General features: G+C 52.6%; 21 protein-coding genes and 3 pseudogenes. 21 read left to right on the top strand and 3 right to left on the bottom strand.

Annotation, left to right across the window (positions count from 1 at the left end; translation table 11 throughout):
- Positions 1-134: 134 nt before the first annotated feature.
- The gene (locus K3T82_RS41440) at positions 135-851 is read right to left on the bottom strand and encodes an IS6 family transposase (RefSeq protein ID WP_220197588.1); all 717 of its coding nucleotides are present in this window, start codon (positions 849-851) and stop codon (positions 135-137) included.
- Positions 852-1,320: 469 nt separating this feature from the next.
- On the opposite strand from K3T82_RS41440, the gene K3T82_RS41435 reads away from it, so the two are divergent.
- The 3 genes from K3T82_RS41435 to K3T82_RS41425 all read left to right on the top strand — a co-directional run bounded on the left by K3T82_RS41435 (position 1,321) and on the right by K3T82_RS41425 (position 6,358).
- On the top strand, positions 1,321-2,337 hold the full coding sequence (locus K3T82_RS41435) for a hypothetical protein (RefSeq protein WP_220199354.1): 1,017 nt from the start codon (positions 1,321-1,323) through the stop codon (positions 2,335-2,337).
- Between the two features lie 1,460 nt (positions 2,338-3,797).
- Complete coding sequence (locus tag K3T82_RS41430; protein ID WP_236031873.1) at positions 3,798-5,390, top strand: IS1182 family transposase; 1,593 nt, start codon at positions 3,798-3,800, stop codon at positions 5,388-5,390.
- Positions 5,391-5,647: 257 nt separating this feature from the next.
- Positions 5,648-6,358 carry an IS6 family transposase gene (locus tag K3T82_RS41425; protein WP_220199353.1) on the top strand — a complete coding sequence of 237 codons (711 nt, stop codon included), beginning with the start codon at positions 5,648-5,650 and terminating at the stop codon, positions 6,356-6,358.
- Positions 6,359-6,571: 213 nt separating this feature from the next.
- On the opposite strand, the gene K3T82_RS41420 is transcribed toward K3T82_RS41425, so the two are convergent.
- Positions 6,572-6,769 carry a hypothetical protein gene (locus tag K3T82_RS41420; RefSeq protein WP_220199352.1) on the bottom strand — a complete coding sequence of 66 codons (198 nt, stop codon included), beginning with the start codon at positions 6,767-6,769 and terminating at the stop codon, positions 6,572-6,574.
- 680 nt (positions 6,770-7,449) lie between these two features.
- On the opposite strand from K3T82_RS41420, the pseudogene K3T82_RS41415 reads away from it, so the two are divergent.
- From K3T82_RS41415 to K3T82_RS41380, 8 genes and pseudogenes are all read left to right on the top strand, one after another.
- Positions 7,450-8,167: pseudogene (locus K3T82_RS41415) on the top strand (IS6 family transposase).
- A 135-nt stretch (positions 8,168-8,302) separates the two neighbouring features.
- On the top strand, positions 8,303-8,707 hold the full coding sequence (locus K3T82_RS41410) for a transposase (RefSeq protein ID WP_220199351.1): 405 nt from the start codon (positions 8,303-8,305) through the stop codon (positions 8,705-8,707).
- A 90-nt stretch (positions 8,708-8,797) separates the two neighbouring features.
- Complete coding sequence (locus K3T82_RS41405; protein WP_220199350.1) at positions 8,798-9,274, top strand: nitroreductase family deazaflavin-dependent oxidoreductase; 477 nt, start codon at positions 8,798-8,800, stop codon at positions 9,272-9,274.
- 125 nt (positions 9,275-9,399) lie between these two features.
- A complete protein-coding gene (locus tag K3T82_RS41400) occupies positions 9,400-10,014 on the top strand; it encodes a TetR/AcrR family transcriptional regulator (RefSeq protein ID WP_220199349.1) in 615 nt (204 codons plus the stop codon).
- A gap of 240 nt (positions 10,015-10,254) precedes the next feature.
- Positions 10,255-10,971 (top strand): transposase, encoded by a 717-nt coding sequence (locus tag K3T82_RS41395; protein ID WP_236031872.1) that lies wholly within the window; start codon positions 10,255-10,257, stop codon positions 10,969-10,971.
- A gap of 302 nt (positions 10,972-11,273) precedes the next feature.
- Positions 11,274-11,732 carry a group II truncated hemoglobin gene (locus K3T82_RS41390; protein ID WP_220199348.1) on the top strand — a complete coding sequence of 153 codons (459 nt, stop codon included), beginning with the start codon at positions 11,274-11,276 and terminating at the stop codon, positions 11,730-11,732.
- A gap of 226 nt (positions 11,733-11,958) precedes the next feature.
- Positions 11,959-12,132 (top strand): hypothetical protein, encoded by a 174-nt coding sequence (locus K3T82_RS41385; RefSeq protein WP_220199347.1) that lies wholly within the window; start codon positions 11,959-11,961, stop codon positions 12,130-12,132.
- A gap of 110 nt (positions 12,133-12,242) precedes the next feature.
- Positions 12,243-12,947: a TMEM175 family protein gene (locus K3T82_RS41380; RefSeq protein WP_220199346.1), complete on the top strand. Its 705-nt coding sequence runs from the start codon at positions 12,243-12,245 to the stop codon at positions 12,945-12,947.
- 86 nt (positions 12,948-13,033) lie between these two features.
- On the opposite strand, the pseudogene K3T82_RS41375 reads toward K3T82_RS41380, so the two are convergent.
- Positions 13,034-13,399, bottom strand: a pseudogene (locus tag K3T82_RS41375) (DDE-type integrase/transposase/recombinase); the annotation flags it as partial.
- 55 nt (positions 13,400-13,454) lie between these two features.
- On the opposite strand from K3T82_RS41375, the gene K3T82_RS41370 reads away from it, so the two are divergent.
- The 10 genes and pseudogenes from K3T82_RS41370 (at position 13,455) to K3T82_RS41330 (ending at position 24,249) form a co-directional block, all read left to right on the top strand.
- Entirely contained in the window at positions 13,455-14,171 is a 717-nt protein-coding gene (locus K3T82_RS41370; protein ID WP_220199345.1) for an IS6 family transposase, read from the top strand.
- A gap of 415 nt (positions 14,172-14,586) precedes the next feature.
- A complete protein-coding gene (locus K3T82_RS41365) occupies positions 14,587-15,336 on the top strand; it encodes a serine/threonine-protein kinase (protein WP_220199344.1) in 750 nt (249 codons plus the stop codon).
- Entirely contained in the window at positions 15,321-16,274 is a 954-nt protein-coding gene (locus K3T82_RS41360) for a tetratricopeptide repeat protein (protein ID WP_220199343.1), read from the top strand. Before K3T82_RS41365 ends, K3T82_RS41360 begins: the two co-directional genes overlap by 16 nt.
- 871 nt (positions 16,275-17,145) lie before the next feature.
- A pseudogene (locus K3T82_RS50555) lies at positions 17,146-17,949 on the top strand (helix-turn-helix domain-containing protein); the annotation flags it as partial.
- 269 nt (positions 17,950-18,218) lie between these two features.
- On the top strand, positions 18,219-18,476 hold the full coding sequence (locus tag K3T82_RS50550) for a Mu transposase C-terminal domain-containing protein (RefSeq protein ID WP_420799402.1): 258 nt from the start codon (positions 18,219-18,221) through the stop codon (positions 18,474-18,476).
- A gap of 25 nt (positions 18,477-18,501) precedes the next feature.
- A complete protein-coding gene (locus K3T82_RS41350; protein ID WP_220192676.1) occupies positions 18,502-19,977 on the top strand; it encodes a site-specific integrase in 1,476 nt (491 codons plus the stop codon).
- A 25-nt stretch (positions 19,978-20,002) separates the two neighbouring features.
- Entirely contained in the window at positions 20,003-22,267 is a 2,265-nt protein-coding gene (locus K3T82_RS41345) for a hypothetical protein (RefSeq protein WP_220199341.1), read from the top strand.
- Positions 22,264-22,878: a hypothetical protein gene (locus tag K3T82_RS41340; RefSeq protein WP_220192679.1), complete on the top strand. Its 615-nt coding sequence runs from the start codon at positions 22,264-22,266 to the stop codon at positions 22,876-22,878. The genes K3T82_RS41345 and K3T82_RS41340 overlap by 4 nt, the downstream gene beginning before the upstream one ends.
- 154 nt (positions 22,879-23,032) lie before the next feature.
- Positions 23,033-23,347 (top strand): hypothetical protein, encoded by a 315-nt coding sequence (locus K3T82_RS41335; RefSeq protein ID WP_220199340.1) that lies wholly within the window; start codon positions 23,033-23,035, stop codon positions 23,345-23,347.
- 107 nt (positions 23,348-23,454) lie between these two features.
- Positions 23,455-24,249: an AAA family ATPase gene (locus K3T82_RS41330; protein ID WP_220199339.1), complete on the top strand. Its 795-nt coding sequence runs from the start codon at positions 23,455-23,457 to the stop codon at positions 24,247-24,249.
- Positions 24,250-24,701: the final 452 nt, after the last annotated feature.

Genomic DNA, 24,701 nt, shown 5'->3' with positions numbered 1-24,701 from the left:
CACAGTAATTGCAATTAGCTTTCCTGAATGTATATGCCAGGTATTGTCAACTTGATGAAATAAGAGAAGAGCTTTTTAAGGAAGAGACAAGAGAGAGAGAAAAGAAGCTGAGTATCAAGGAGGCAGATTCGGCCTTATGCGACTGTTTCCCTTCCAATTACCTCATTCCATATCTGGAATCGTTCCTGCATGATGGTACGATACTCCCCGGCCTGGAAACGATGTCGTTTGGGACGAAAATGATCAGAGATCAAACCAAAAGCAGAGAGAAAGCGTTGCGCGTGACCAGGGGATTTGAAACGGCGCATCGTACGTTCACGTTGCCGTGTTGGCTGGTGCGAGTTCTCCGCTTGGTTATTCAAGCCCTTGTGCTGGCGATGCTCGACGCCTGGCATGATGTCTTTCTTGGCGGCAGCATAGCTCGCCAGTTTGTCGGTGATGATGACTCGCGGAACGTATTGGAGTCCTTTGAGCAGCTTGCGAAAGAAGCGTTTGGCCGCTTTTTTGTTGCGCCGACTCTGCACGAGGATATCCAACACATTGCCATGCTGATCGACGGCTCGCCACAGGTACTGTCTCTTCCCACCAATGGTGAGGTATACCTCGTCCATATGCCATTTGTCACCACAGCGAGGGCGGCGACGCCGCAGTTCATTGCCGTAGGTCTGACCGAATTTGAGGCACCACTGACGCACTGTTTCAAAGCTCACGACGATTCCGCGTTGTGCCAGCAGTTCCTCAACATCGCGAAAACTGAGCGAGAAGCGGAAATAGAGCCATACTGCGTGGCTGATAATCTCCGATGGGAAGCGATAGCCTTTGTAGTCCTGAGAGGTCAGGATTGTTTTCATGACTCTATTCTAACACATTGTTCAGGTATGTGACCAAGTTGACAATACCTCAACGATAGATAGAGGAAGTAATTCTTTATTGGGGGCTTTTGCATATCCCCCCGAAACGAGTACACCATTTCGGGGGATATGCAAAAGCCCCCAAAACCGTTCCCCATCTGGGTCCTTCTCTTCATCCCTTGTCAATTGGCCGGCTTGGGGAAGAACAGAAAATCAAGAAAGCCATCAGAATCATCGCACTCCTCCACCAGTTTCATGGGACGATGTACTGCTGGGGGACGATGCCCTTCCGCTTTTCCCACGCGCCCGAAGAAGAGAAACAGGAAAAGCGATCAAGAGCCACTCTATCCCTTGCCAAGGGAAAGGAAGGACAGATGATCACGAGACCCGTTTTGTAGGTCTCCAACTCGTTGGGATTTCTTCCATTGATACGAAGGCTTGTTTTAATATTAGTGTAAAAGGAGTTAAGATGACCCGCACCACGCCCCCAAGACCAGTCGATATCGCAGCCGTGTTCCCAGAGCTAGCACCGCTCGCCCGCACCACGACTCGGTTGCACCCGCGTCCGGGCACGCCTACGCCCCAGGAGAGCTCGGTTGGAGGCCCGCTGCTGTGGCAAATCGATGACCCGTGGCCCCACTGTGAGGGTCCACATCTGCCTGGCGAGCCGTTGACGACCCTCGCCGATGTCCGGCTGCAACGGGACATGTTGACCGCTGCCTGGAAGCGGCCCCAACATCCTGGTGTCAACCTCCTCACGCCGGAGGAAGACGCCATCATCAAACGCATTCAAGCTGGGCATAGCTGGACCAATGAGCCGATTGCGATGATACCCGTGGCGCAACTCTATGCACGCGACATCCCCGACTTGCACCCACCTCTTGGCTGCGATCTGCTTCAGGTGCTGTGGTGCCCGTTTGGCCATGATGATGAGTATCTGCCCAGGGTGAAGCTGGTGTGGCGTTCCTCCTCCACGGTCACCGCCTTGCTCTCCAACCCGCCACAACCCGTTGCGGTGGAGTCCGGGGACTATGTCCCAGAGCCTTGTATCGCCCATCCTGAACAGGTCATCGAATACCCTGCCCTCTCTGATCTCGATGAGGCTCTGCGCGAGCAGATCAAGGCATGGCAAGCGCGTGAGAAGACAATCGCCGACGTAGGAAGCTTTGCCTATTCATTTGGGCTGTCCGTGGCACCCGGCTGGAAGGTCGGAGGCTGGACTTCCTTTAGCTTCCGAGATGCCGCGCCAGCGATCTGTTCCTGCGGGACGCAGATGCAACCCCTGCTGAGGATCGATTCCACCGAGTGGGACGGGGGCAGTGGCAGCTGGATTCCCATCGAGGACCAAGCCCTCGATAGAAATCCTGGTAGCGGCTACACACGCCCATGGGAGCCGGTTATGGTCACCATCGGTCGCAGTTACACAATGCAGATCTACACCTGCCCCGCATCGGTCGATCATCCGCCCGTTGCCTGGATGCAATGACCCTCTGGCTCACCTGCCCGCAGACGAGAGGAAGAGGAGCCAGGTAGTCTGGCCATACCTCTCTCGCCATGCGGCCAAGACCTTCAACCTCTTTGGCTTCGATCTCTCTCAACTGTTTTCCTTTTCCCCAAGCCGGCCAATTGACAAAGGATGAAGAGAAGGACCCAGATGGGGAGCGGTTTTCCCAGGCACATTCCTCTTGGTGCTCATGATTGAGGGCAAGTGCTCATGTTTGAGGGCCAAACCCGCTCACTTGGTGGATCTGTCTCGCTTTTGGTGATAAGCTCTTCTTTAAGCAGGAATGAGTGAAATTCATGAGCTCAACAAGTGGATGTTGTCAGGGGAATAAACCCATCCTTCACCAAAATTGAAACGCCATGCGTCACAGACGCACCACTCCGCATGAGGTCTACACGACCTCAGAAGATACTGCTGGCGAATCCTCCTCTACCGCATCAGGATGGCATTCTAAAAAGCGCGTCTGGATTTCAATCATCCTGAAAGCCCTTGGATATTCAGCGTGGTGCCGAACAGATCAACAATTGCATCTTTTGCTGGGCATCTGCCTGCTTCAGACGTTTTCGTTGATCTGGGTGAGTTCACAGTGTTGATGTTGCTTGGCTGCCTCGTCACGCTCTTCAAGGTTCGCCAGTGGTATCAAGAGCCAGACCCACTTGGTCGGTCATTTACCACATCTCTCGCCGATTACCTCAGCCCATATTCATTTGCATGGCTTGCATCATTTGGACTTGCAGGCTCTCAAAAAGCGCAGAGGGCAACTGAGCCCCTTACGGACAATACCTCCGCTTTTCTGAAGAGGCTTAACGTTGTGGCTTCAACCCACTTATGGGCAGCTTTGAGGGCTTAACGTTGTAAATTTCTCCGGCGGGCCTAATAGGGGGCTTTTGCATATCCCCCCGAAATGGTGTACTCGTTTCGGGGGGATATGCAAAAGCCCCCTTATTGAGGCAAGGAAGAGTATCCAACCGACACAAACAGATGAGATCGACCCGGGACAAAAATTCTGGATGGCTCTTCGGCCAGTGCCCATCTACTCAAAGGCCTCATTTACACTTTCTAGAAGAAGGAAACCAGATGGGAGGCGGTTTCTCCAGCGTCTTGCTGGTCGATTCCCATATTTCGCACCAAAATCCCACATTTTACCTCAAAAATTGTCGAACATTCGCGCCATTTACCACTTACAAGTTCTGAGGAATGAGGGTTCTCTTTTTGCAAAAAAACAGCATTAGTGTACCACAAAGGAAGACTGGCGGCGGCAAAACTTATGGCACAATTCGGCAAATGATTTGGCTCTCCAGCAAAGTGGTATTGGTGGCGAAATCCAGTGAGCTTGTATCTGGTAGAATACAAGGGTGTTTATCGTTCCTATGAGAGAGCTGAGGCCAGCCATGTTGAAACTCCAACCGATCCCTGAGATCCCAGCCGAAACCGTTTGAGTCGTGTGTGCCTCTTTTCCAAAGGGCAATCTGTATATCCACCTGCGTGACATATTGGGAACGATCTACCAGGATGAATGGTTTGCAGACCTGTATCCTGGTCGTGGGCAGCCAGCCTATGCCCCGTGGCGACTGGCGCTCGTTACCGTCTTCCAATTCATGGAGAATCTGACTGACCGCCAAGCCGCCGATGCTGTACGTAGTCGGTTGGATTGGAAATATTGTCTTAGTCTGGAATTAACCGATGCTGGTTTCGATCATGCCGTCTTGAGTGAATTTCGGACTCGTCTAGTGGCGTTGACTGCCGAAGAACGCTTCTTGGAGGCGGTATTAGACCTGTGCAAAGAACACGGCTGGCTCAAAACACGCGGGCGTCAACGAACCGACTCGACCCATGTGCTAGCGAAGATTCGTGCACTCAATCGAGCCGAATGCGTGGTAGAAACGCTGCGCCATGCCCTCAATGTCCTCTCCGTTGTCACCCCCAATTGGTTACAACGCCAGGTCCAGCCAGAGTGGTTGGAACGCTATGGACACCGTGCCGAGGAATATCGCTTTCCTTCTGGAGAGGAGGAGGAGCGAAAGTCTCTCTTGCACCAGGTGGGTCAGGATGGGTGGGGATTGTTAGCTGCGATCCAAGCAGATCCCCAAAATCACTGGATGCTCTCCATCCCAGCGGTTGATACCTTGCTGCGAGTGTGGAAACAGGACTACTTGCCCCAGGAAAAAGGAGGCACCTGGATTATTGATGAAGATCGTCTGGAATCGGCGAAGCTCTACTTTTCTCCTTACGATCTTGACGCATCGGCAGCCACCAAGCGTTCAACACATTGGATTGGTTACAAAGCGCATTTTAGTGAGACCTGTGACGAAGACCTCCCCCGATTGATCACGCAGGTCACCACGACTATCGCTCCTACCCCAGATCGACATGCCCTTCCAGATATTCATACCAACTTAGAGCAGCGGGAATTACTCCCAGAACAGCATATTGTGGATGCAGGCTATATCGATGCCGAAGCGCTGGTCACCAACCAGACAAGATACCAGATAGATCTGGTGGGTCCAACTGCCAAAGATTACCGATGGCAAGCACGGGAACAGAATGGCTATGCGTTAAGCAATTTCTCGATTGACTGGGCAAACAAGCAAGCCCGTTGTCCACAAGGGCAGATCAGTAGCAGTTGGACACCCACCTGGACACGCAATCAGGAGATTATTAAAATCAAGTTTGGCTATGCTACTTGTGGACGCTGCCCCGTGCGTTCTCAATGCACCAAATCAAAACAACGGACCCTCTCAGTAAGGCGACATGAGGCGCATTTTGCCTTAGATGCTGCTCGAAAACGAGAGCAGACTGAAGAGTTCAAGCAAGAGTACGCCAAACGAGCAGGCGTAGAGGGAGTGCATGCCCAGGGCGTTCGCCGGATGGGCTTGCGGCGCTCGCGCTACATTGGGGAGCCTCGGACCCATCTTCAGCATGTCGTGACTGCGACCGCGATGAATGTGTGTCGATTGCATGATTGGTTGCAGGGCATTCCTCCGCGTTCTACCCCTCTCTCGCACTTTGCCCGCTTTATGAAAGAGGCTGCTTGATGGGGATATCGATTTCGCCACCAATACCAATGAGCGGAAGACCCAATGATTTTGGCAAAGGGCACTTGGTATTTGCCAAATTGCATCAAGAAAGATAGAAGAAAGGCCATTAATGTTATGGAGAACCTAGTGATGCATGCGAAGGAATCGTCTCCTTTTCCCAAAATCCTTGTTGATGGGGGAGGATATCGGGCTGTGTTGCAAAAAGAAAGCTGGCCTGTCAAAATAGAGAGAAAAGAAGAACAAGAGAACCAATCATGGCAGAGCAACCCCCCTTCAAATGGCGTCATTTTGAAGCAGAGATTATACTCCTCGGCATGCGCCGGTACCTTCGTTATTCATTGAGCTACCGAGATCTGGAGGAGTTGATGCTGGAACGGGGTTTGCATATTGACCACACGACGATGTACCGCTGGGTCCAAAGATATGCTCCTGAGTTGGAAAAACGTTGTCGACCTCATCTCAAGGGAACAACTGACTCGTGGCGGGCGGATGAGACGTCTGTCAAAGTCAAGGGAAGCTGGATGTATCTTTACCGTGCAGTGGATTCCCAAGGAACGACCCTGGAGTTCCATCTGAGCGCTTCTCGTGATGCAGAAGCCGCCAAGCGCTTTTTCGCGAAAGCCCTGAGTGCCTCCCACACAGTGATTCCTCGCGTGATTACAGTCGATAAAAACGCAGCCTATCCCAAAGCCGTGACTGAATTGAAAGCGGCAGGAACACTTGCCATTGCATGTGAACTGCGGCAGAGCAAGTATCTCAACAATTTGGTTGAACAGGATCACCGCTTCATCAAACGGCGCATCAAACCCGGGTTGGGCTTCTTTTCGTTCAAGACTGCATGGCGAACCTTACAGGGATTTAAAGTGATGCATATGATTAGGAAAGGACAGATGAAAGACGTGGGGAAAGGGGATATCCTCAGTCTGGTTGCCCTTATTTCCAGCTTGTTTGGAGTGGCTACCTAAGCTGAACAAGAAGGATCAATCCTCCCGTTGCTTCTCCTCCTGATTTTTTGCAACACAGCCTACAACATAACGCCGCAGCAACAAGAGAGCACGAGTGCTAGCCTCGAAGGAAACCCAAGTCTTGAGGGTCTAGATGAACATCCCTTCTAAGGGAAAAAGCAGGCGGACCCGGAATCTTCCCGGGTCCGCCCTGTGCCTGTGCGGCGTGTGGTGTCACCTCTCGTACTGCGCGTAGGTGCGGCCGCCCACCGTGTACCTGGTCGGGTCCTCTGTGCCGCGGAGACGCTCGTTCAGCGCCTCGATCTGCTCCACGTCGAAGTGTTCGATCAGACCGCTGGCCAGGAGGCCGCGGAACTTGGGCACGGGCATGTCGCGGATCTCGTCGGGAGTGGGGTGATTACCAATGCTCATGGTGAGCTCCTATTCAGAGAGGGGAAGTGCCACAAGAGAACACTTCCGATGGCATGGATACCTCAACATTACGAGGCCCCGGGGACACATCTGAGTAACACAAGCGTGTCTCAGCCGATTCCGCAGAGTCCAGAAGTTGATGACTCCACCACATCGCTTAAGGCTCATGTTTCGCTTGTTGTGCTTCCGCGCAAAAGACGCGATCAAGACAGACATCAGCGAAACGTCTCCCAGGTCGAATCAGACCATCAAGAGACAGATGTGATGCCTCCTATGATAGCATGCTTCGCTTGTGAGTTCTAGTCATTTTCTTCCCTATAATTCCCCAATTTCAAGAGAAAGTCAGGTGAAACTTATGGAAAATCGAAACACAAAACACAAAATACGTCTCTTCAAGCGCACGCAGCCGCGAAAGGTCGCATATCCTCACAAAAGAACCACTTCCCAGGATGAATTTTATTGGCGAGGATATGCGGCCGCGCATCGGGCATTTCCTGGGCAATCACTATATCAGCCTCGCAGAAACCTGCACACGCATCGGGCATCCTCTACCGAAACGCTCTTATCAAACAGGGATAGACCGGGCAGGGGCCAGCTGTATGTCCTGCAAGCAATGGCAAAAGTATTATCAAGTTGATGAAGCGACACACAAAAGCTGAAGAGCAAGAGAGAATACCCTCATGAAAAAGAGCGTCTTATCTTCACCTTACAAAGGGTATCGCTTTCCGCCCGTGATGATCAGTCATTGCGTGTGGTTGTACTTCCGTTTTTCGCTCAGTTTCCGTGATGTCGAAGAACTCATGGCAGAGCGTGGAGTTGTGCTCACCTTCGAAACCGTCCGTCAGTGGTGCCTCAACTTTGGCCAAAAGTCTGCCAATGAGCTGAGGTATCGCCGCGCAAAGCCAGGAGACACGTGGCATCTGGATGAGGTGTTTTTGACGATTAAGGGCAAAAGACAGTCTCTGTGGCGTGCGGTTGATCAAGATGGCAACGTGCTCGATATGCTGGTCCAGAGTCGACGCAACACACAAGCTGCCAAGAGGTTCTTTCGCAAGCTCTTAAAGGGACTGCAATACGTCCCACGTGTGATCATCACCGATACACTGAAGAGCTATGGAGCAGCCAAACGCGAGATCCTGCCTGGCGTGGCACATCGGCAGCACAAAGGTTTGAAGAATCGAGCGGAGAACTCACACCAGCCCACGCGGCTGCGCGAGAAGAAAATGCGGCGGTTTCACATCAGCCAAACACGCGCAACGTTTTCTCTCGGCTTTCGGCCTCATTTCTGGCCATTTCCAATCACGAAGGCACTGTTTGCGTGCTGGAGAATACCGTGCCATTTTACAGATCCGATTCCAGACCTGGAATGAGGTCACCGAAACAAAAACTGCGGCATAGCACTGCATTGTTCACTCCTATTTTTCTGCTTCTTTCCTTCATCCTTCTTTTTTGCAAGCTCTTCCATTCTTTCAATAAGTTGACAATACTAACGAAAGCAACCAGCAGAGAGGGATAAAAGGAGGCAAACGAGCGATGTCCAGGCGAGCCTATCCATCCGATCTTACTAACTCCCAATGGGCCATGTTGGAACCATTGATCCCTTCTCCAGCCGAAGAGGCTCCCAATTTGACATATGAGCGGCGCGAAATCGTGAATGCCATCCTCTACGTGTTGCCTAGCGGCTGCTCGTGGAGATTGCTCCCCCATGTTTCCCAGCTTGGGGCACCGTCTACTGGATCTTTAGAAGGATTGATAGGAACAGGTAGCCGTCAAGTGTTCGGTGGTTGGCGGCTCAGCGATCCAGGTCTTGAACTTCACTACGAACGCCTGGTATTCCGGAAAGGCCAACAACGGATTGTCTACGCCGTCGTCAGTGACTGCTTCAACTACGTGAAGTTGTCACAAATACTTAGAAAAGACCCCACAAACAGAGCATGACTGAATTGCTTAGCCTTGACAATGCGTACCGTTCTCAGCTAAAGTAAATAACTGACCAGACAGTTATTTATTAAGGAAGAGAAGGGAACCATGAACAACACGCTCACTGCCCCGCTCAAACCGAAAGGACTGCTGAAATGGGCGTTTCACCTGCCACGCTACCTCTACCGCTGGCACCTAGGCTGGCTGCTCGGCCATCGATTTCTCATGCTTACCCACCTTGGGCGCAAGAGTGGGCGCAGACGACAGACTGTCCTTGAAGTCGTCCACTACAATCCCAAAACACAGGAGTGTATCGTGGTGACTGGCTATGGAACACAGAGTGATTGGTATCGCAATATTCAGGTCCATCCCGCCATCGAGGTGCAAGTTGGACGCCAGCGCTATACACCGCAGCAGCGTATGCTTTCAGCGGAAGAAACCGTGCATCTGCTCGAAGAGTATCAGCAACGCCATCCCAAGGTGTTTCGTGCATTTATGCGCTTCATAGGATATGCCTATGATGGCACGCCTGAAGCGCTAAGTGCCCTTTGCTCGATTCTCAAAATGGTGGCCTTGCGTCCATGAAAGTATTTTTCCGACGTACCATGCAGCCATGAAAGGGCCTGTCGTGCCGATCTGTTCTGTTTACCGGGCGTATCCGCTCGTTCAGTGAATATGCCCGATTGAGAAAAAGCTGTTCGGAGGTAGTTATGTCTCCCCGCCCTGATGTGAGTGAGGAACGCAAAAATCAGATCTTGGAGGCCGCTCTCGCAGTCTTTGCCCGTCTGGGCTTCCATGAAAGCCGGATGGATGATATTGCCAGCCAGGCAGGTCTCTCGAAAGCCGCGCTCTATCTTTATTACAAAAGCAAGGATGCCATCATCGCAGCGCTTCTGAAACACTTCTTTGTCCAGGAATTCAAACGGGTTCAGGGCCTGTTTGAAACCAACCGAGAGGAGACTGTTTCTGAACAATTGCTACTCCTGGCCCGTCAATTTGCCGAAGCACTCCCGTGGATGACACAGGCGATGCCGATTGCCTTTGAGTTCTATGCGATAGCAGGACGCAACAAGGAAGTTCGTCAGTTCCTCAAAGCATATTTCCAGGACTATCGGGCGCTCCTGACTCGGCTCATCCAGCGTGGCATCGAGCATGGCGAGTTCTGCGAAGTCTCTGCCGAAGCAACGGCGATCATGCTGGCTGCCTTGTTCGAAGGGCTGGCCTTGCTGTTTTTCGTGGACCCTGAGGCGATCCGATGGGCCGACGAGGCAGAAACGTCGGTGCGTTTGCTGCTCTTCGGGCTGCAACGTCCATCCTCTTCATGAGCAACACTGGTGTGCTGTTCGTGCGCAACTCTCCAGTACCCTCCGAATGCCTTTGACATCAAGCAAAGGAGTTTGATCCATAACTCTGGATCTTCGCCATCACGATATGCACCTATCGCTGGTTGGTCAATTACCTCTTTTTGTCAAATGGCCATCAGAAGGGAGAAAAAATATGAGAACCCTTCACTCTCGCTACCCAGTAGGGCTGGGCAACGAACCTTTCTGGAAACGATGCTCCATATGAGCAGCACTCCAGCGAAGCACTACCTGGTAGCCCGAGTGCTGCTCATGAGTGATCAGAATCAAGGCAATACCAGTGCTCATGCCATCTTACATCCCTGGCTCAAAAAGGAACTGGCAACGATCCTCAAACAGTGTCCACCTGCTCCAGAGCAAGTGCAGGAGGGGTGCCGGTGGCAAGATTGGGATTTCTATCCATCTGCAGACCAACTCGACCGCTTCTTTCCGCCCATTCGCGTCTTGTTGATCTTGGATAACCTGATGGGTCATCGGAGCCATGATCTGGTCCAGTGGTGCGCTGAACACGGCATTTGCTTGTTCTATACGCCCAATGCTGGTTCCTGGCTCAACATGGCTGAATCGGTCCAACGCATCATTGTGCGGCGGGCGTTGGAGGGACATCACATCTATGATGTGGAGATCCTCAAAGATTGGCTCCGCGAGGCCATTGCTGGGTGGAATCGTCATCCTACTCCATTCCTCTGGGGAGGGAAGCGGCATGCCCGCCGTGATCGGGCTTACGCACGCCGCCATCGTCTGGGGGATCGGGAGCGACACCCCTGTATGTCCTCCCACAACGGATTCGTTCCGTGCGCTTCTACAAGCATGTCGCTAACATCGACGGAGTTGGCAAATGACCCACTAGGTACTGCGGCAAAAAAAATTCGCATATTCATACTTTATAAGATATACTTGTTTTCAAGGAGTATGAAATAGGAAAATGCTGTATTGATGAAAAAAGGCATGAATGAAACTTCGCATGTTGTGTAATAGGTGATCTGTGCGATAGAGGTTGCTGATAATGGCTTGGAATGCTCTGATTAGTCTGCGTGCATTCCCCATTGTTGCTCCTGGTATGATACGTATGGGTTTGACAGCGCGATTCGTCGACTTGAGAGTGGGGAAGCTTGCGAGAGACACACAAGAAAGCGCTTCCCTGTCTTCATGCAGAAAGAAGAGAGACCTCCTTTCAGCAGAATCTATGAAGGAGGTGACCATGACACCAAGGAGGATGCCTGATGCCAACACTCTTCGAACATGCTGGTGGTCTTGATGCACTGCACCGATTAGAGGAGGTCTTCTACGCCAGCGTACTCAAGGATCCTTTGCTCCAGCCCCTTTTCGGAGCTGGACAACCACACCACGTTGACCATTTGGCCGCCTTTACCGCCGAGTCCTTCGGTGGACCTGATCGTTTTACCCGTGAATTGGGTGGTATGGATACCTTAATCGCCAAACATCGCCACCTCAGGATCACCGAAGCCCAACGGCAACGCTTTGTTGAGTTGTACCTAGCTGCCCTCGATACAGTGAGGATGCCCGATGATGAACCTTTTCGGAAGGCGTTTCGAGAACATGTTGAGTTTGGTTCACGTGTGGCGATGCAAAACTCTCATGCTGAGTGCGACGAAGACCTCTATCCGTTGCACGAAGTGCCTCGTTGGTCTTGGGCAGATGAACAGTCAGATGATCAGTAGGTTGGTTCTCCAACAGGGGGAATTGACCCGGTTGATTTTTCCTAGTAGGATATAACTCTTCTGCCACTTTGATCTCCCCTCCTCTTGCTCCTGGTCCTTTAGAACATATTACACATGGAGCAGTGGGTGACATGTCCTGTGCTTTCTCTGTGCGAATGTTGCTTCCCATTCTCGACCATTGTCTTTAATGGCGTGAGGAGCAAACGCTACTGTGAAGGATGGCGTCGTGAATCATGGATCGGTGGAAGCTCTGGGTAATACTTCTGCGGAAGTTCAGCATGATATGCCTGGAGGTCTTCATCAGCGTGCTGGGTTGTATTTGAAGCAACAGCTTGGTATCTTCGTTCGTAGGACAGCTCATATTCACGCCTGCCTGGCATGGACTGCTGGGGCGATGTGAAACCACTGAGCGAATGGTTTCATATCATCAATGAGGTGCATTGGAAACATTTATTCCTGGAGATTGGTGGTATTGACGATGTGCATGAAAATTACGCAAGGAAGCAACTAATGGACGAAAAGAAAGAGACTGCACGTGTTGAAGCCTTTAGCGATGGAGTCTTTGCCATTGCTATTACGCTCCTTGTACTGGAGCTCAAACCCGCTATTGATCACATACTTGAGAGCCATCCAGAAGTGGGGCTTTTTGGTGCTATGCTGGAACAATGGCCGATTTTTCTGGCGTTTGTCACCAGCTTTGCCACTCTGGGTATTATGTGGTTGAATCATCACCGCCTCTTCAATATTATTGTGCGTACTGATCATAATTTGCTCATCCTTAATCTTTTTTTGTTATTTGCTGCTACCGTAGTGCCCTTTCCCACGGCTTTGCTCGGTGCGTATAGTAAAGAACCAGCCAGTTTTCGCGATGCGGTCTTGCTTTATGACGGGGTCTTTTTGTTGGTAGCGATTGTTTACAATGTTCTCTGGCGCTATGTGACCTATCGCCATCGCTTATTGCATCGACATGTAGATATACAGGCGGTGAGGCGTATCGACCGGCAATACCTTTTTGGCCCTCTACTGTATGCGATCGCGTTTGTCTTTGCCTGGATAAGTCCAGCGCTGAGTCTAGGCATAGAGGCGCTGTTGGCAGCCTTCTATCTCCTACCCGGTGTTGCGTGGAGGAGGTCTGATGCAAGCCAGAATAGTACTCGTCAGGAACCCCGTGCCTCTGTGGCAGGTGCAGACGCAAGCAAACCTGAATCCAGCTAGCCTCATCTAGGGAGCTGGTTCTGTCAGAACTGAGGCCACAGAAAAGTATACTGGGCGAATGGAAGACTCACTTCTCGCTCGTTGACCTATGAGGCTGCTTGTATTGCGGTCTGTAAAGCGGCAAGACGCTGGAGAAAAGCTTGTCGTTGTTCTTGGAGAGAGACCACTTCGCCCATGGTGCGGCGAGGACGAAGGTAATTGTGCAATTCATCGAAGGCAGAACAGAAGCGTGCAGCCGCTTCAACGGTTCCAAAACCACGCATCGGATAATACCGCTGTTTGATACCACGATGATCTTGCTCGAGCCGATTATTGAGATATTTACTCGTTCGATGCTGGACATCGCTACCCATCGTCTCGCGTATGGCACGCGGATAGGAAGCATGACCATCAGTTGTGACCTGATCGGGAATAGAGCCAACCACAGCCGCCGCCTGTTTGAAAAGGTATTGTCAAGTTAGCAAGAATTGATTGCAGTCAAGGGAAACGTCTGGCATACTCAGCGGTATGAAAACGCATGTCACTGCTTCTCAATACAAAGGATATCGCTTTCCGCCCATTCTTATCAGCCACTGCGTGTGGCTGTATTTTCGCTTCTCTTTGAGCTTTCGTGATGTCGAGGAGATCATGGCAGAGCGCGGCATTGTGCTGACCTACGAAACAATTCGGCAATGGTGTCGGAAGTTTGGTCAAACCTACGCCAATGAACTGAAATGTCGGCGATCTCGACCGGGGGACAAGTGGCACCTCGATGAGGTCTTTCTCACCATCAATGGGAATCGGAGCTACCTCTGGCGCGCAGTTGATCAGGATGGCAATGTGCTTGATATCCTGGTACAGAGCAGACGTGATAAGAAAGCGGCCAAACGCTTCTTTCGCAAGCTGCTCAAAGGGCTTGAATACGTCCCACGCGTGATTGTCACCGATAAGTTGGCCAGCTATGCAGCCGCCAAAAAAGAGATTATGCCAGGAGTTGAGCACCGCCAGCACAAAGGCTTGAAGAATCGGGCTGAGAACTCGCATCAACCGACAAGGCAACGAGAACGGGCCATGCGGCGCTTCAAATCGGGAGGCCATGCCCAACGATTTCTTTCCGCCTTTGGCCCAATTTCCGATCATTTTCGCCCCAAACGGCATCGTTTGCAGGCAGCGGAGTATCGCGCCCTCATGCAGGATCGGTTCCAGGTATGGAACGAGTTGACGGGGATGAAAACAGTCGCATAGCACTCCATTATCCGCCACTCATCTTCCACCTCTCTCCTTCTTCCTCACCATTTTCAGAAAAGCTCTTTATTTCTTTTTATAAGTTGACAATTCCAACCGCAAGCCCGAACCGATCACGGAGATGATCCACATCGCTGAGGAGCCGACCGCTTTTTCCTGGGGGAAGCCGGAAGAAGCGGAAGCCTCCTCTTCGTGAGAGCGTGTTCCAAAACACGCTCTCAGCGCTCTGTTGCTTAGCCGATGCATCTCCTTTCACAGGGGACACCGGGTCAAGCCTGGCTTCTCGCCTCCTTGCTCAGAGCAAGGATGCACATGCGTTGGTTCCCGGTTGTCATTGAGAGGTGTGTTTGCTACAATAGATGCTGTTCAATGCAGCATGTATTCTCACGAACAGGATGAAGGGGAGCCAGCCATCATGGGGACAGATCCATTGCTTGGGACAGTGATTCACAACTATCGTATTACCGCAGCGATTAATCGTGGAGCCTTCGGCAGCGTCTACCAAGCCGAGCATCTCCACCTGAAGCACCGTCTGGTAGCGATCAAGTTCCTCCATCGCCATCTCTTCTCGGAGAAGGAGCGTGCGCTCTTTGCGCAAGAAGCGCAGATCCTTTCCGAGCTCAAGCATCCTCATATCCTTGCTCTGCTTGACTTCGGCTTCAGTGAGGGACAGTCCTACATGATCGCCGATTATGCCCCTGGGGGGTCCCTGCGCGATCTGCTCCAACGCCAATCACCACTGCCCATGACAGAGGCCTTGACCATCATGGAGCAGCTTGGACAGGCCTTACACCACGCCCATTCCCTCAATATCATTCATCGTGACCTCAAACCGGAGAACATCCTCTTTGATGCCCAGGGCGAGGTCTTGCTGGCAGATTTTGGTATTGCCGCTATCCTCTCCGCCAGTGTCAAACAGAGTACCACGATTGTTGGGACACCCTTCTACATGGCTCCAGAACAGTTTCGAGGGATGGTAAGCAAAGAGGGCGACCAGTATGCGCTGGGGTGTATTGCCTACGAACTGTTGACGGGGCGACGACCCTTTGAGGCTGCGGATTTTTTCGCCATGGGTGCCCAGCATCTTTATGAACAACCAATTCCCCTGCTCAACGGAATGCTCAGATCCCACCGACTATGGAAGCCGCCGTGCTCAAAGCCCTGAGCAAGCAACGGGCCGAGAGGCATGCCTCCGTGGAGGCGTTTGTGTTGGCGTTGCGAGAAGCATTCGCGCAGCCCCCGTTGGCTCCGACATCTCCTGCGATAGCATCACGAAGTAACACGAAAGAGGAATGGTTCAGTGTAGGAAGGGATCATCAGAAGGCGAAACGCTACGAGGAGGCCTTGGCTGCCTACGATCAAGTGATCCGTCTCGATCCCAACGATGCCGATACCTATTACAACAAAGGCAATGCTCTTCACGATCTCAAGCGCAACGAGGAGGCCTTGGCTGCCTACGATCAAGCCATCCGTCTCGACCCCAATAATGCCAATGCCTACAACAACAAAAGTGTCGCTCTTAACGCTCTCAAGCGCTACAAGGAAGCCTTAGCTGCCCTCGATCAAGCGATCCATCTCGACCCCAATAATGCCAATGCCTACAACAACAAAGGCAATGCTCTTAATGCTCTCAAGCGCTACGAGGAGGCCTTAGCTGCCCTCGATCAGGCGATCCGTCTCAATCCTCGCTATGCTTACGCCTACAACAACAAAGGTGTCGCTCTTAACGCTCTCAAGCGCTATGAGGAGGCCTTGGCTGCCTACGATCAGGCGATCCGCCTCGATCCCAACGATGCCGATACCTACTACAACAAAGGTAATATTCTTCGCTACGCTCTCAAGCGCAACGAGGAGGCCTTGGCTGCCTACGATCAGGCGATCCGTCTCGATCCTCGCGATGCCGAGGCCTACTACAACAAAGGTGCAGCTTTTAACGATCTCAAGCGCAACGAGGAGGCCTTGGCTGCCTACGATCAGGCGATCCGTCTCGATCCCAACAATGCTTCATATTACCAATCCAAAGGCCAGATACTCCAAGAACTTGGTCGGCAGAGAGAGGCTCAACAAGCTTATCAACAGGCAAACGCTCTCCAAAACAGGTAGGTGTTTGGGGAGTGCGGTGGAGGAGGTATTGTCGCAGTGAGCAGGGGGGGCTGAAATAGGAAACAGAGGTTGTATGAAACAATGAACTGGGAGGAGCAGATCAGACGGTCTTTGGCATACCAAGAGGACGCCTTCCCGTAAAACACGCCTTCAGGTGACAATGATGTGGCTGCTCATTGCCTGTCTGAACCGAAGGCGCCTCACCTTTTCTTAAACACGCTACCGAAAGCCTGATCCGATCACGGAGATGATCCATATTGCTGAAGAGTCAATAGCATTTCCCTGGGGGTGTAAATCGACGAAATAGATGAGGTAGGAATGACAGGAAAAAATGAGGGAATGGAGGATATTTAAGGAGTAAAAGGAGAAAGAGGTAAGAGAAGAGGAAGGAATGTGAAGGACCTCCTTACCGAGGGTGAAAAAAAGAGGAGCGGAGAAAGTGAGAAATAGGGGCAAAACACGAGGGGGTGAGAGGAAGAAGAGCAGCCTAGGGAGAAGAGCAGGGCAAGGGGGAATGGATGGTGGAGTGGCCTGGGGAGGGTGTTGAACGAAGAGCCTTGAAGAAAGTGCCAAAACAGCCCTCACAGAATATGGAGAAGGGGAAGGGACGCTTTTTTGCGAAATAGCTGAGGAGAAAGTGTGGAGAGAAGATGAGGGTGAGGGAGGGAACGAGGGGAGGAAAAGCTGCTGGTGCAGGGGAAGAAGGGATCAAGAAAAGGAACAACGAGGACTTTGGTTTCGGTGGGAGGAGACCAAAGCCATCAATTTTTCATAAAAATTGATGGGAAAAGAGGAGTGGAAGAGATATACTACTTCTCATAGGTAAGAAAGGGGTGAGTGATGCGAGAGATGTGGAAAAGAGGAGAATGCGATGAAGCGGGAGAGACAGGTGCTGACGTTATCGGAATTGACGGAGAGGCAGCGTGCGGAAGCGTATCGGCGCTATGAAGTGGTCCGAGAGCATGTGGAAGAAGGGATAGCGCAAACGGTGGTGGCGCGGGAACGTGGTGTGCCGTTGAAGACGTTGCAGCGATGGGTGCGTCAGTATAGGGAGGATGGATTATGCGGCTTGGCTCGCCCACCGCGTGTAGATCGAGGGAAACGGCGTGGGATCTCGGAGGAGGTGGTGAAGGTGGTGGAAGGGTTGGCGTTGCGCACCCCTCGTAGATCGTTGGCAACGATCCATAGACAGGTGAGCAAGATCGCGTTAGAACAGGGGTGGGAAGAACCCAGCTATACGCAGGTGTATCGGATCGTGAAAGAACTGCCTCCGGCGCTGGTGACATTGGCGCAGCAGGGGGCCGGGATGTATCGAGAGGAGTATGACTTGTTGTATCGGCGGGAGGCGGGAAGGGCGAATGAGATTTGGCAAGCCGATCATTGTTTGTTGCCGATTCTGGTGAAAGATGGGCAAGGCAAGAGTGGGCGACCGTGGTTGACAGTGATTGAGGATGACAAGAGCCGGGCCATTGCTGGGTATCGTTTGAGTTGGTCAGCCCCTTCGGCGATTCAGACGGCGTTGACCTTGCGGCAGGCAATCTGGCGTAAGGAGGACCCAGGGTGGCAGATATGCGGTATTCCTGATGTCTTTTATACTGACCACGGTACAGATTTTACGAGTGTGCATCTTTCCCAAACAGGAGCAGACCTGAAGATACAACTGGTCTTTTCCCAGGTAGGAAGACCACGAGGACGGGGCAAGATTGAGCGATTTTTTCAGAGTGTGGAGCAATTACTGTTAGAGCAATTGCCAGGGTATGCGCCCTCGGAAGCGTGGCCTGGGGCGGGTGAGCCGCATCGGAGGGAGCGTGCGGGGGTGCTGACACTGGAAGAGCTGGAGCAACATTTTCGGACCTGGTTGCTCTCCGATTATCACTACCGGATACAAAAGGGGCAGCGCAAAGGGCCCAGGAGCGCTGGGAAGAAGGGGGATTTTTGCCGAGAATGCCAGAGTCGTTGGAGCAGTTGGATCTGTTACTGGTGCAGGTGGCCAGAAAGAGACGGGTGCAGCAGAGCGGGATTGCCTTTGAAGGTTATACATACATTGATCCGATGCTTGCGGCCTACGTGGGGGAGGAAGTGCAGATTCGCTATGATCCGTACGTTAATGTGAGTGATCGAGAGGAGTCGCAGGACCTCTTTCCTGTTTTGTTTACAACATCCCTTTTTGGGTGTATTCTGCGCAGAAGAATTGAGTGGTGAAGATGTGGGAAGTGCAGGGAAGAAGATGCCAACAACAAGCTCTCCAACACAACAGGTGAAGCTGCCTTCACAGGTTCGTCGTGTGCGTGGCCAAGCGGGCGATATCTACGAACTCATTTTTCTTGATCAACAGGATCGGATCATTGTTCCGCTCACCGAATGGTATCGTTTGCGCAAAGAGCAAGGACCGACGAGCACGAGAAGCACATACCTCGCTTGCCTTCAGTCCTACTTTGCGTTCCTCTCAGAGAGCGAGTGTCCCTGGAATGCGTCTCCAGAACGGTTGCGCCAAGCATTGATTGCCTTCCATCGGGATTCTCTCAAATGCCACGTTCGCCCCCAAAGAGAAACGGAGAGTGTTGAGATTGTCATGACTCGTGAAACGCCGCTCCGCGAGAGTTCACTCAAGGTCATGCGCGCCGCCTTACGCGATTTTTATCTGGTCATGAGAGAGGCCGGATTGTATGCGTTTGCCAACCCACTGTCCTCAGGCGTGCTTGTGGCTCTCAAACGCGACCAGGAACGCACGTTAGCGAACAAAGGGGCTCCCGACCAGGCTGGAATCCGGGAAGAGACGCATGAGCAGTCCCGGCGGCGACCGACGGCCTTTCTCCGTCAGCATCAGCCCCAGGGGTGGAAACCCGAGATACGCAAAGAGCTGGCTGATGTGCGTCAGGGGATTCATGCTGTGCTGGATGTTCTGCTGGAGAGCCCGGAAGTTTCGCTCCGTGAGAAAGCGGTGCTTCAACTCTTGCAATCCACTGGAGCCAGGCTTCACGAAATTGCCTTCATGACGATCGGTGGGTATCAGAACAAGGGGGTTGCTGGCCAAGCGCAGGTCATGAACAAAGGGAGCTATGGACGCGAAGTGAAAACGATTTATTTTGCCCACAACCCTCGCGTTCAGGAGGCACTCAATGCCTATCTTGAGCAGATGAGGCCGCTGCATGATCCAGAGGGTCGACGCCGGCTCATCGATGTTGCTCCGAACGCCTCTCTCTTTCTGACCGAACGAGGGACATCCTACTCACCAAATGTGTTTTACTGGCATTGGTATCGCCACTCCATTCCGCTGCAGGCGCTGTGTCCGGTTCGTTTCTCTCCGCATGATCTGAGACACCTCTTTGTGACAGAGTATCTGATGAAGCTCAAACTGGCGTGCGGAGCTGGCACCCAATCGTTTGATGCCGAAAAATACCTGCGCGAACGAGAGGCATTCGGCAAGACCATTATGGCCTGGCGGAGTATTCACACGATTGATATTTACGATCAGAGTCGTGAAGGAGAAGCGATCTTTTCTGTGCTTGCAGGCTATCAACAGGATCTTGCTCAGCGTTGCTCTGCTGTACAATCGCCACAGGTGCGGTCTGCCTCAACGCCTTGTGGAGGGGCCGAAGCTGCGTGTCTGCCCAATCAGGATGCACCTGTTGTGTGGATGCATGATGAAGAAACGCTCAACTGGATTAAGAGCATGGACCAACAGACAGGCCAGCCATGGTAAGTGGGCGTGCGCAAAGAGGGAAACAATGACCCCAGAAGTTGACACCAGGCCTGCCAGAAGCTGTTCTGGAGAGATGCTTGATCGAGTTTCGCGATTGCATTTCAACAATCCGAAGGAGCGGGCAGATCATATCCAGGCGTTTTTGGCGTGGCTCCCACCGATGCTCAAAACCGCTCCTGGTATCGATTGGGAGCGCTTGCCAAGCAATGTCATGGGGTATCTCATTCGTGCTGCTGACCTGCCAGAAGTGGTCGCCATTACGCTTGCAATTGGCTGTGCTATGGATGGGGTGAAGCCAAAAACCTTGTATATGTATTGCATCCAGGTCACGAATCTCTTGCGGAGGTTGCGTAGGAGCTATGGAATGGCGACGCTTGCTGAGCTGACTGAGCGTCGTGTGTGGGATACATTTGTGGAGGGGAGATTGATCTCCAGTGGTGATCTCAATATGCTCAAACGGTATGAGACGTTGGCGTGTGTCTATCAGCGACCGTACTTTGAGACGCTCTCAGAACGACAGCAGGCGTTCTGGAAGCCCTATCTTTTGCCCCGGCTCCCTCGGGGATTTTGTGAAAAACAAGCGCAGCAGCAAGCGGTGATCGCCGCCACAGAGGCCCGGCGTAAGGAACAGTCGGACATCATTGTTCCTCTGTTTCCCTTACTCGTTGAACTCGTTCAATTGCGCAAACAGGCGGCAGAACGTCTGATCAAGGAATTTCGAAGGCTTTGTGTGCTCGCCACGCGAGGAGAGATCACGCTGCCCTATCAGTTTGACTATGTGGATCGGCAGTTTTCCGTCTCAGAGCAAGCCATGACGCTGGCGGATGTCCAACTCATTGAACAGCCCGTCACGCTGATCCTGACACTCTGGAATCGGACGGAGTGGGTCAAAAGCCATCCAGACCTGTACACCAAAGACGTTCAGAGGCGTGCAGAACGACAGGTCGAGGCATATGCGCCGGGGCGCAATGCCTACTTTCTGCAGTACGAAGGACCGTCGACCTATCTGCTGTGGTGCGGTGATCTCATTGAGAAGCAACTGCTTGGTCAATCTCACGGTCACGAGATGATTGGTACGCGTCGTTCTGGAGTCATATCACCTGCCCGCGCTATTACCCAGTGGTTTCTGTGGGCGAGGAGACTCTCTGGAGCCATCCTCTTTGATCCTGAACCTCTCTACAGAGGAACACTTTTTGCTGCGGCTCTGGCAACGCTGGCTCTGACCAACGGGAGCCGCGTTAGCGAACTCCTGCAGGTAAGTGCCTCCCGTTTTGAAACCATTGTCGTGGATGAGCTGAAGAACCAGCAGCCAACGGGCCGCAAAATGGGAGTGCTCGTCCAGAAGCTCTTGCCGAAAGGATACCAGCACGAAAGCGAGCGGCAGTTTTTTCTCATCAGTGATATGGCGGTACGCCACCTCAAGGAAATAGCGGAAATGCTTCAAGCGGCCCACGGTGGGCGCATTCCCAAGGTTTCTCCTGAGGCGTTTGGCAACAAAGCCGATGATTTGGTGGCGGAGCCATACTTGTTTCAATGGGCAGCCACCCCCGATGGACGTCTGGGGCACTTCACTGCCCAGGATGTTGCTCAGCTGCTGCGTTTTCTGTTCCATGGGCTGACCCTGACCACACGGGCAGGTGAGCCTATCCGCATCGCTCCTCATCTCCTGCGACATGTCCTTGCCACGCATGCAAGAACGGCCCTGAATATTCCAGCAGAGGCGATTGCCTATCTGTTGCATCATCGGGTGAGGTGGGAAGGCTCATCAGCGGCGCTCACTATCCCCGAAGCGACTGCCTACTACAGTCGTTTACCAGTGGCACAATTACTGGCTCTCCTGTTAGAGATGCAATCGCCACTTTCACCAGAGCAAGGGCGTTCCTACCTCCAAGCTCCTTCTCCACAAACGTTAGAGCAGATGGACGAGGCGTTGCGCACACAATTCGAGCGCTGCGGCCTGATTGGACCCACCGTTCTCGGATTTTGCAGTGCTGGCACCTGTATTCGTCCTGATAATCGGGGAATCTGTGCCAATTGCCCGTATCTGGTCCCTCATTACAGTAACCTGCTCAAGGCCAAGACGTGGCGAAGACTCTACATCCTGCAAGCCAAACTTCATGACGATCAGGGCCATGCCATCGACGCAGAGCAGGCTCGCAAGGTGGTTCAGTCTCTTGATGACGCAATTCGGATCATGGAGATTCAGATGCGTACGCGCCAGGATGGCGGCTATTTGCCGTTTGCGGATACGCTACCGTCGATCCAGGACGAAGAAGGAGAAGCGCTATGACCGGTGCCCCAGGAGATCAGTATGAGCATTTGCGTGCCAATGCAGCAGCCCAAAAACAGATGACGGTTGATCGTCTCAGCAAGGCTATTTCTCAGCTAGAGACCGAGGGTCGCCCAGTCACTACCTTCACCATCAAAGAAGTGAGCGGTCTGGACTACATGACCTATTACCGCAATCGAGAAGCTTTCCAATTGTTTCAGGAGCACAGTACTCATTTGCGCAAGGAACGTGAACAGGCCCAGGCAAAGCAGAAGACTGCTCGCCGTGGTAGTTCGCGAAAAATGAGGAAGAGTCAGGCCGCTTTTCACGCGATCAAAGTAGCACCGCGCGACCCGCTGCTCGACTACAAGCGCCCGCGTCTGATCGAACTCTTGCATGAGGCTCGCGCTGAACGCGACGAAGCCAAACGACAACGACGCACGGAACGAGTTGAGTTCGAACAGCGTGCACAAGCAGAACTCGCCGATGTGGAAAGGCGCTATCACAAATTACTGCAAGAGCATATGAATTGCGGAGTAAAGATAGCCCGCCTGGAAGCAGAACTCGCAGAATTTAGGCAGTTTATGGAACGATACCGCTCTTCACTTCAACGAGAGGAACAGGGATCGTAGCTCTTTGAGATCAGCAAACGCGTGCTTTTTCTCCGACAGGCGAGTTTTGTGAGCAAGGATGTTTACAACAGAGAAGAGGTTCAGCACATTCCTGCTCAAAATAAAGATGGTGAACATCAACTAGAAGAAACCACTCGACCTTGCAGAAATCAGGGTGTTTTTTGAAGATCGTTTTGTCTGCCGGGCGATTTGCCCGGAATTGTCAGGACAGACGGTGAGCTTGAAGGAAATTGTGGCGGCGCGTCAAGCCCAAAGAAGACGGCTCCGAGGGGAAATTGTGGAGCGAGAAGCCTTGGTGAAGCGCTACGTGAAAGAGGGTATGGGAGCGAGGAGATTCAGCCTGGCCGAAGCCGAGTCAGGGAGGGTGCAGGGGCAGGAGGAAGCAGGAGGCCAGGTGTCAGCGCTCCAGGGAGAGCAGAAGGAAGGTCTTCCAGCGCCCAGACGCCTGAAGAGGTATCGCCATGAGTGAGATGGCGCAGACGAATGGACTGACCGTGTTGGCGTCAGGAGAAACGGTGGCTTGCGTGGAGCAAGTAGGTGAGAGGCTGCCGGGAGTGGGGAGGCGCACGGGGAGGGATGGTATTTGTACAGACGAAGGAGTATCGACGCTTTGTGGAGATGTGTGAAGAGTGTCGAACCTCCTGCTTGATAGGAGTGTGTTATGGTGGTGCGGGAGTAGGGAAGACGGAAGCCAGTCGGGCGTATGCGCGGTGGGATGAGATCGAGCCGTTGCTGTCCTGGCATGGAGTGGTGCAACCGAGGTTGTCACCAGAGAATCCGCGCCCGCGCGCAGCGTTCTATACGCCAACAGCGACGGTGACGGCCCGACAAATCGAGAAAGATTTGGCGTTATTACGCTGGAGTTTGCGGGTGATTGGAGAGGCAGCACGCAGTGTTCCGCAGGAGGTGGAGACCGTCGAGGGAATGGTGCGTCCAGGGCAGGTGGAGATCCTGATAGTGGATGAGGCGGATCGGCTGAAGCCTCTCGCATTGGAGGTGCTGCGAGATGTGTATGATAGTCATCCGATGGGCTTGATCCTGGTGGGAATGCCAGGATTGGAGAAGCGACTGGCGCGGTATCCGCAGTTGTATTCACGGGTGGGTTTTGTCCATCAATATCGGACGTTGGGGAAAGAAGAACAGCAGGAACTGATAGAACAACAAGTGAGTATTTTTGGTGGTGAGGAGAGAAGGATAGAAAAGGAGGTCCTGGCGCAGATTATCCGTATGACAGGAGGAAATTTTCGGCAAATGGAACGGCTGCTCACCCAAATGAAGCGGATTCTCGCACTGAATCCGGAGGTTGAGGTGGTGAACAAGGAAGTCGTGGAAGCTGCGCGCGAGCACCTGGTATTTGGAAAGGGAATCTGACCCGCGCGCCATAATATCTCCAACATCACGTTCTGGACCGGCGAGCGATCCACGATGGGTGGCATGGTTGAGAGCGCACCTGGCTGGTCAGAAGCCGACCATTGGTGTCATGGCTTCCCAAGCATGCTGTCATCAGCCGACAGCATGCTCACAAAACGTGCCTTTCCCCTGTGTAAGCTGCTGAGACGCGAATATGGGAAGGATGAGGAGGAGACGCTCGCTTTCTCTACGAGAGGATTGGAGGTACCATCTTGACGTGTACCAAAGGATGGTATACAATAGGTAATAAGGATGACAAGATGAGAGGAAGAGTCTGCACGATGGGCGAGATTACCAGATGGCAATACGAGCGATTGTTTGCTGCCGGTGGATTGCTAGAGCAGTTACAGCCGTTAGGGGTGGCCGACGAAGAGAGGATAGCCCAGCTCTGTCGGGCCGAGATCGCCGACTGG

This window comes from Ktedonospora formicarum, from assembly GCF_016587355.1.
Lineage (GTDB): Bacteria > Chloroflexota > Ktedonobacteria > Ktedonobacterales > Ktedonobacteraceae > Ktedonobacter > Ktedonobacter formicarum.
This window is presented reverse-complemented; position numbering and strand designations above follow the sequence as displayed.

Bases quoted from the DNA above. Each gene is read 5' to 3' on its own strand.
- K3T82_RS41425 (WP_220199353.1), top strand. From the start codon at position 5,648: ATGGCAGAGCAACCCCCCTTCAAATGGCGTCATTTTGAAGCAGAGATT.
- K3T82_RS41435 (WP_220199354.1), top strand. From the start codon at position 1,321: ATGACCCGCACCACGCCCCCAAGACCAGTCGATATCGCAGCCGTGTTC.
- K3T82_RS41380 (WP_220199346.1), top strand. From the start codon at position 12,243: ATGGACGAAAAGAAAGAGACTGCACGTGTTGAAGCCTTTAGCGATGGA.
- K3T82_RS41420 (WP_220199352.1), bottom strand. From the start codon at position 6,769: ATGAGCATTGGTAATCACCCCACTCCCGACGAGATCCGCGACATGCCC.
- K3T82_RS41410 (WP_220199351.1), top strand. From the start codon at position 8,303: ATGTCCAGGCGAGCCTATCCATCCGATCTTACTAACTCCCAATGGGCC.
- K3T82_RS41395 (WP_236031872.1), top strand. From the start codon at position 10,255: ATGAGCAGCACTCCAGCGAAGCACTACCTGGTAGCCCGAGTGCTGCTC.
- K3T82_RS41340 (WP_220192679.1), top strand. From the start codon at position 22,264: ATGACCGGTGCCCCAGGAGATCAGTATGAGCATTTGCGTGCCAATGCA.
- K3T82_RS41405 (WP_220199350.1), top strand. From the start codon at position 8,798: ATGAACAACACGCTCACTGCCCCGCTCAAACCGAAAGGACTGCTGAAA.
- K3T82_RS41330 (WP_220199339.1), top strand. From the start codon at position 23,455: ATGGTATTTGTACAGACGAAGGAGTATCGACGCTTTGTGGAGATGTGT.
- K3T82_RS41350 (WP_220192676.1), top strand. From the start codon at position 18,502: ATGCCAACAACAAGCTCTCCAACACAACAGGTGAAGCTGCCTTCACAG.
- K3T82_RS41440 (WP_220197588.1), bottom strand. From the start codon at position 851: ATGAAAACAATCCTGACCTCTCAGGACTACAAAGGCTATCGCTTCCCA.
- K3T82_RS41390 (WP_220199348.1), top strand. From the start codon at position 11,274: ATGCCAACACTCTTCGAACATGCTGGTGGTCTTGATGCACTGCACCGA.
- K3T82_RS41345 (WP_220199341.1), top strand. From the start codon at position 20,003: ATGACCCCAGAAGTTGACACCAGGCCTGCCAGAAGCTGTTCTGGAGAG.
- K3T82_RS41365 (WP_220199344.1), top strand. From the start codon at position 14,587: ATGGGGACAGATCCATTGCTTGGGACAGTGATTCACAACTATCGTATT.
- K3T82_RS41400 (WP_220199349.1), top strand. From the start codon at position 9,400: ATGTCTCCCCGCCCTGATGTGAGTGAGGAACGCAAAAATCAGATCTTG.
- K3T82_RS50550 (WP_420799402.1), top strand. From the start codon at position 18,219: ATGCCAGAGTCGTTGGAGCAGTTGGATCTGTTACTGGTGCAGGTGGCC.
- K3T82_RS41370 (WP_220199345.1), top strand. From the start codon at position 13,455: ATGAAAACGCATGTCACTGCTTCTCAATACAAAGGATATCGCTTTCCG.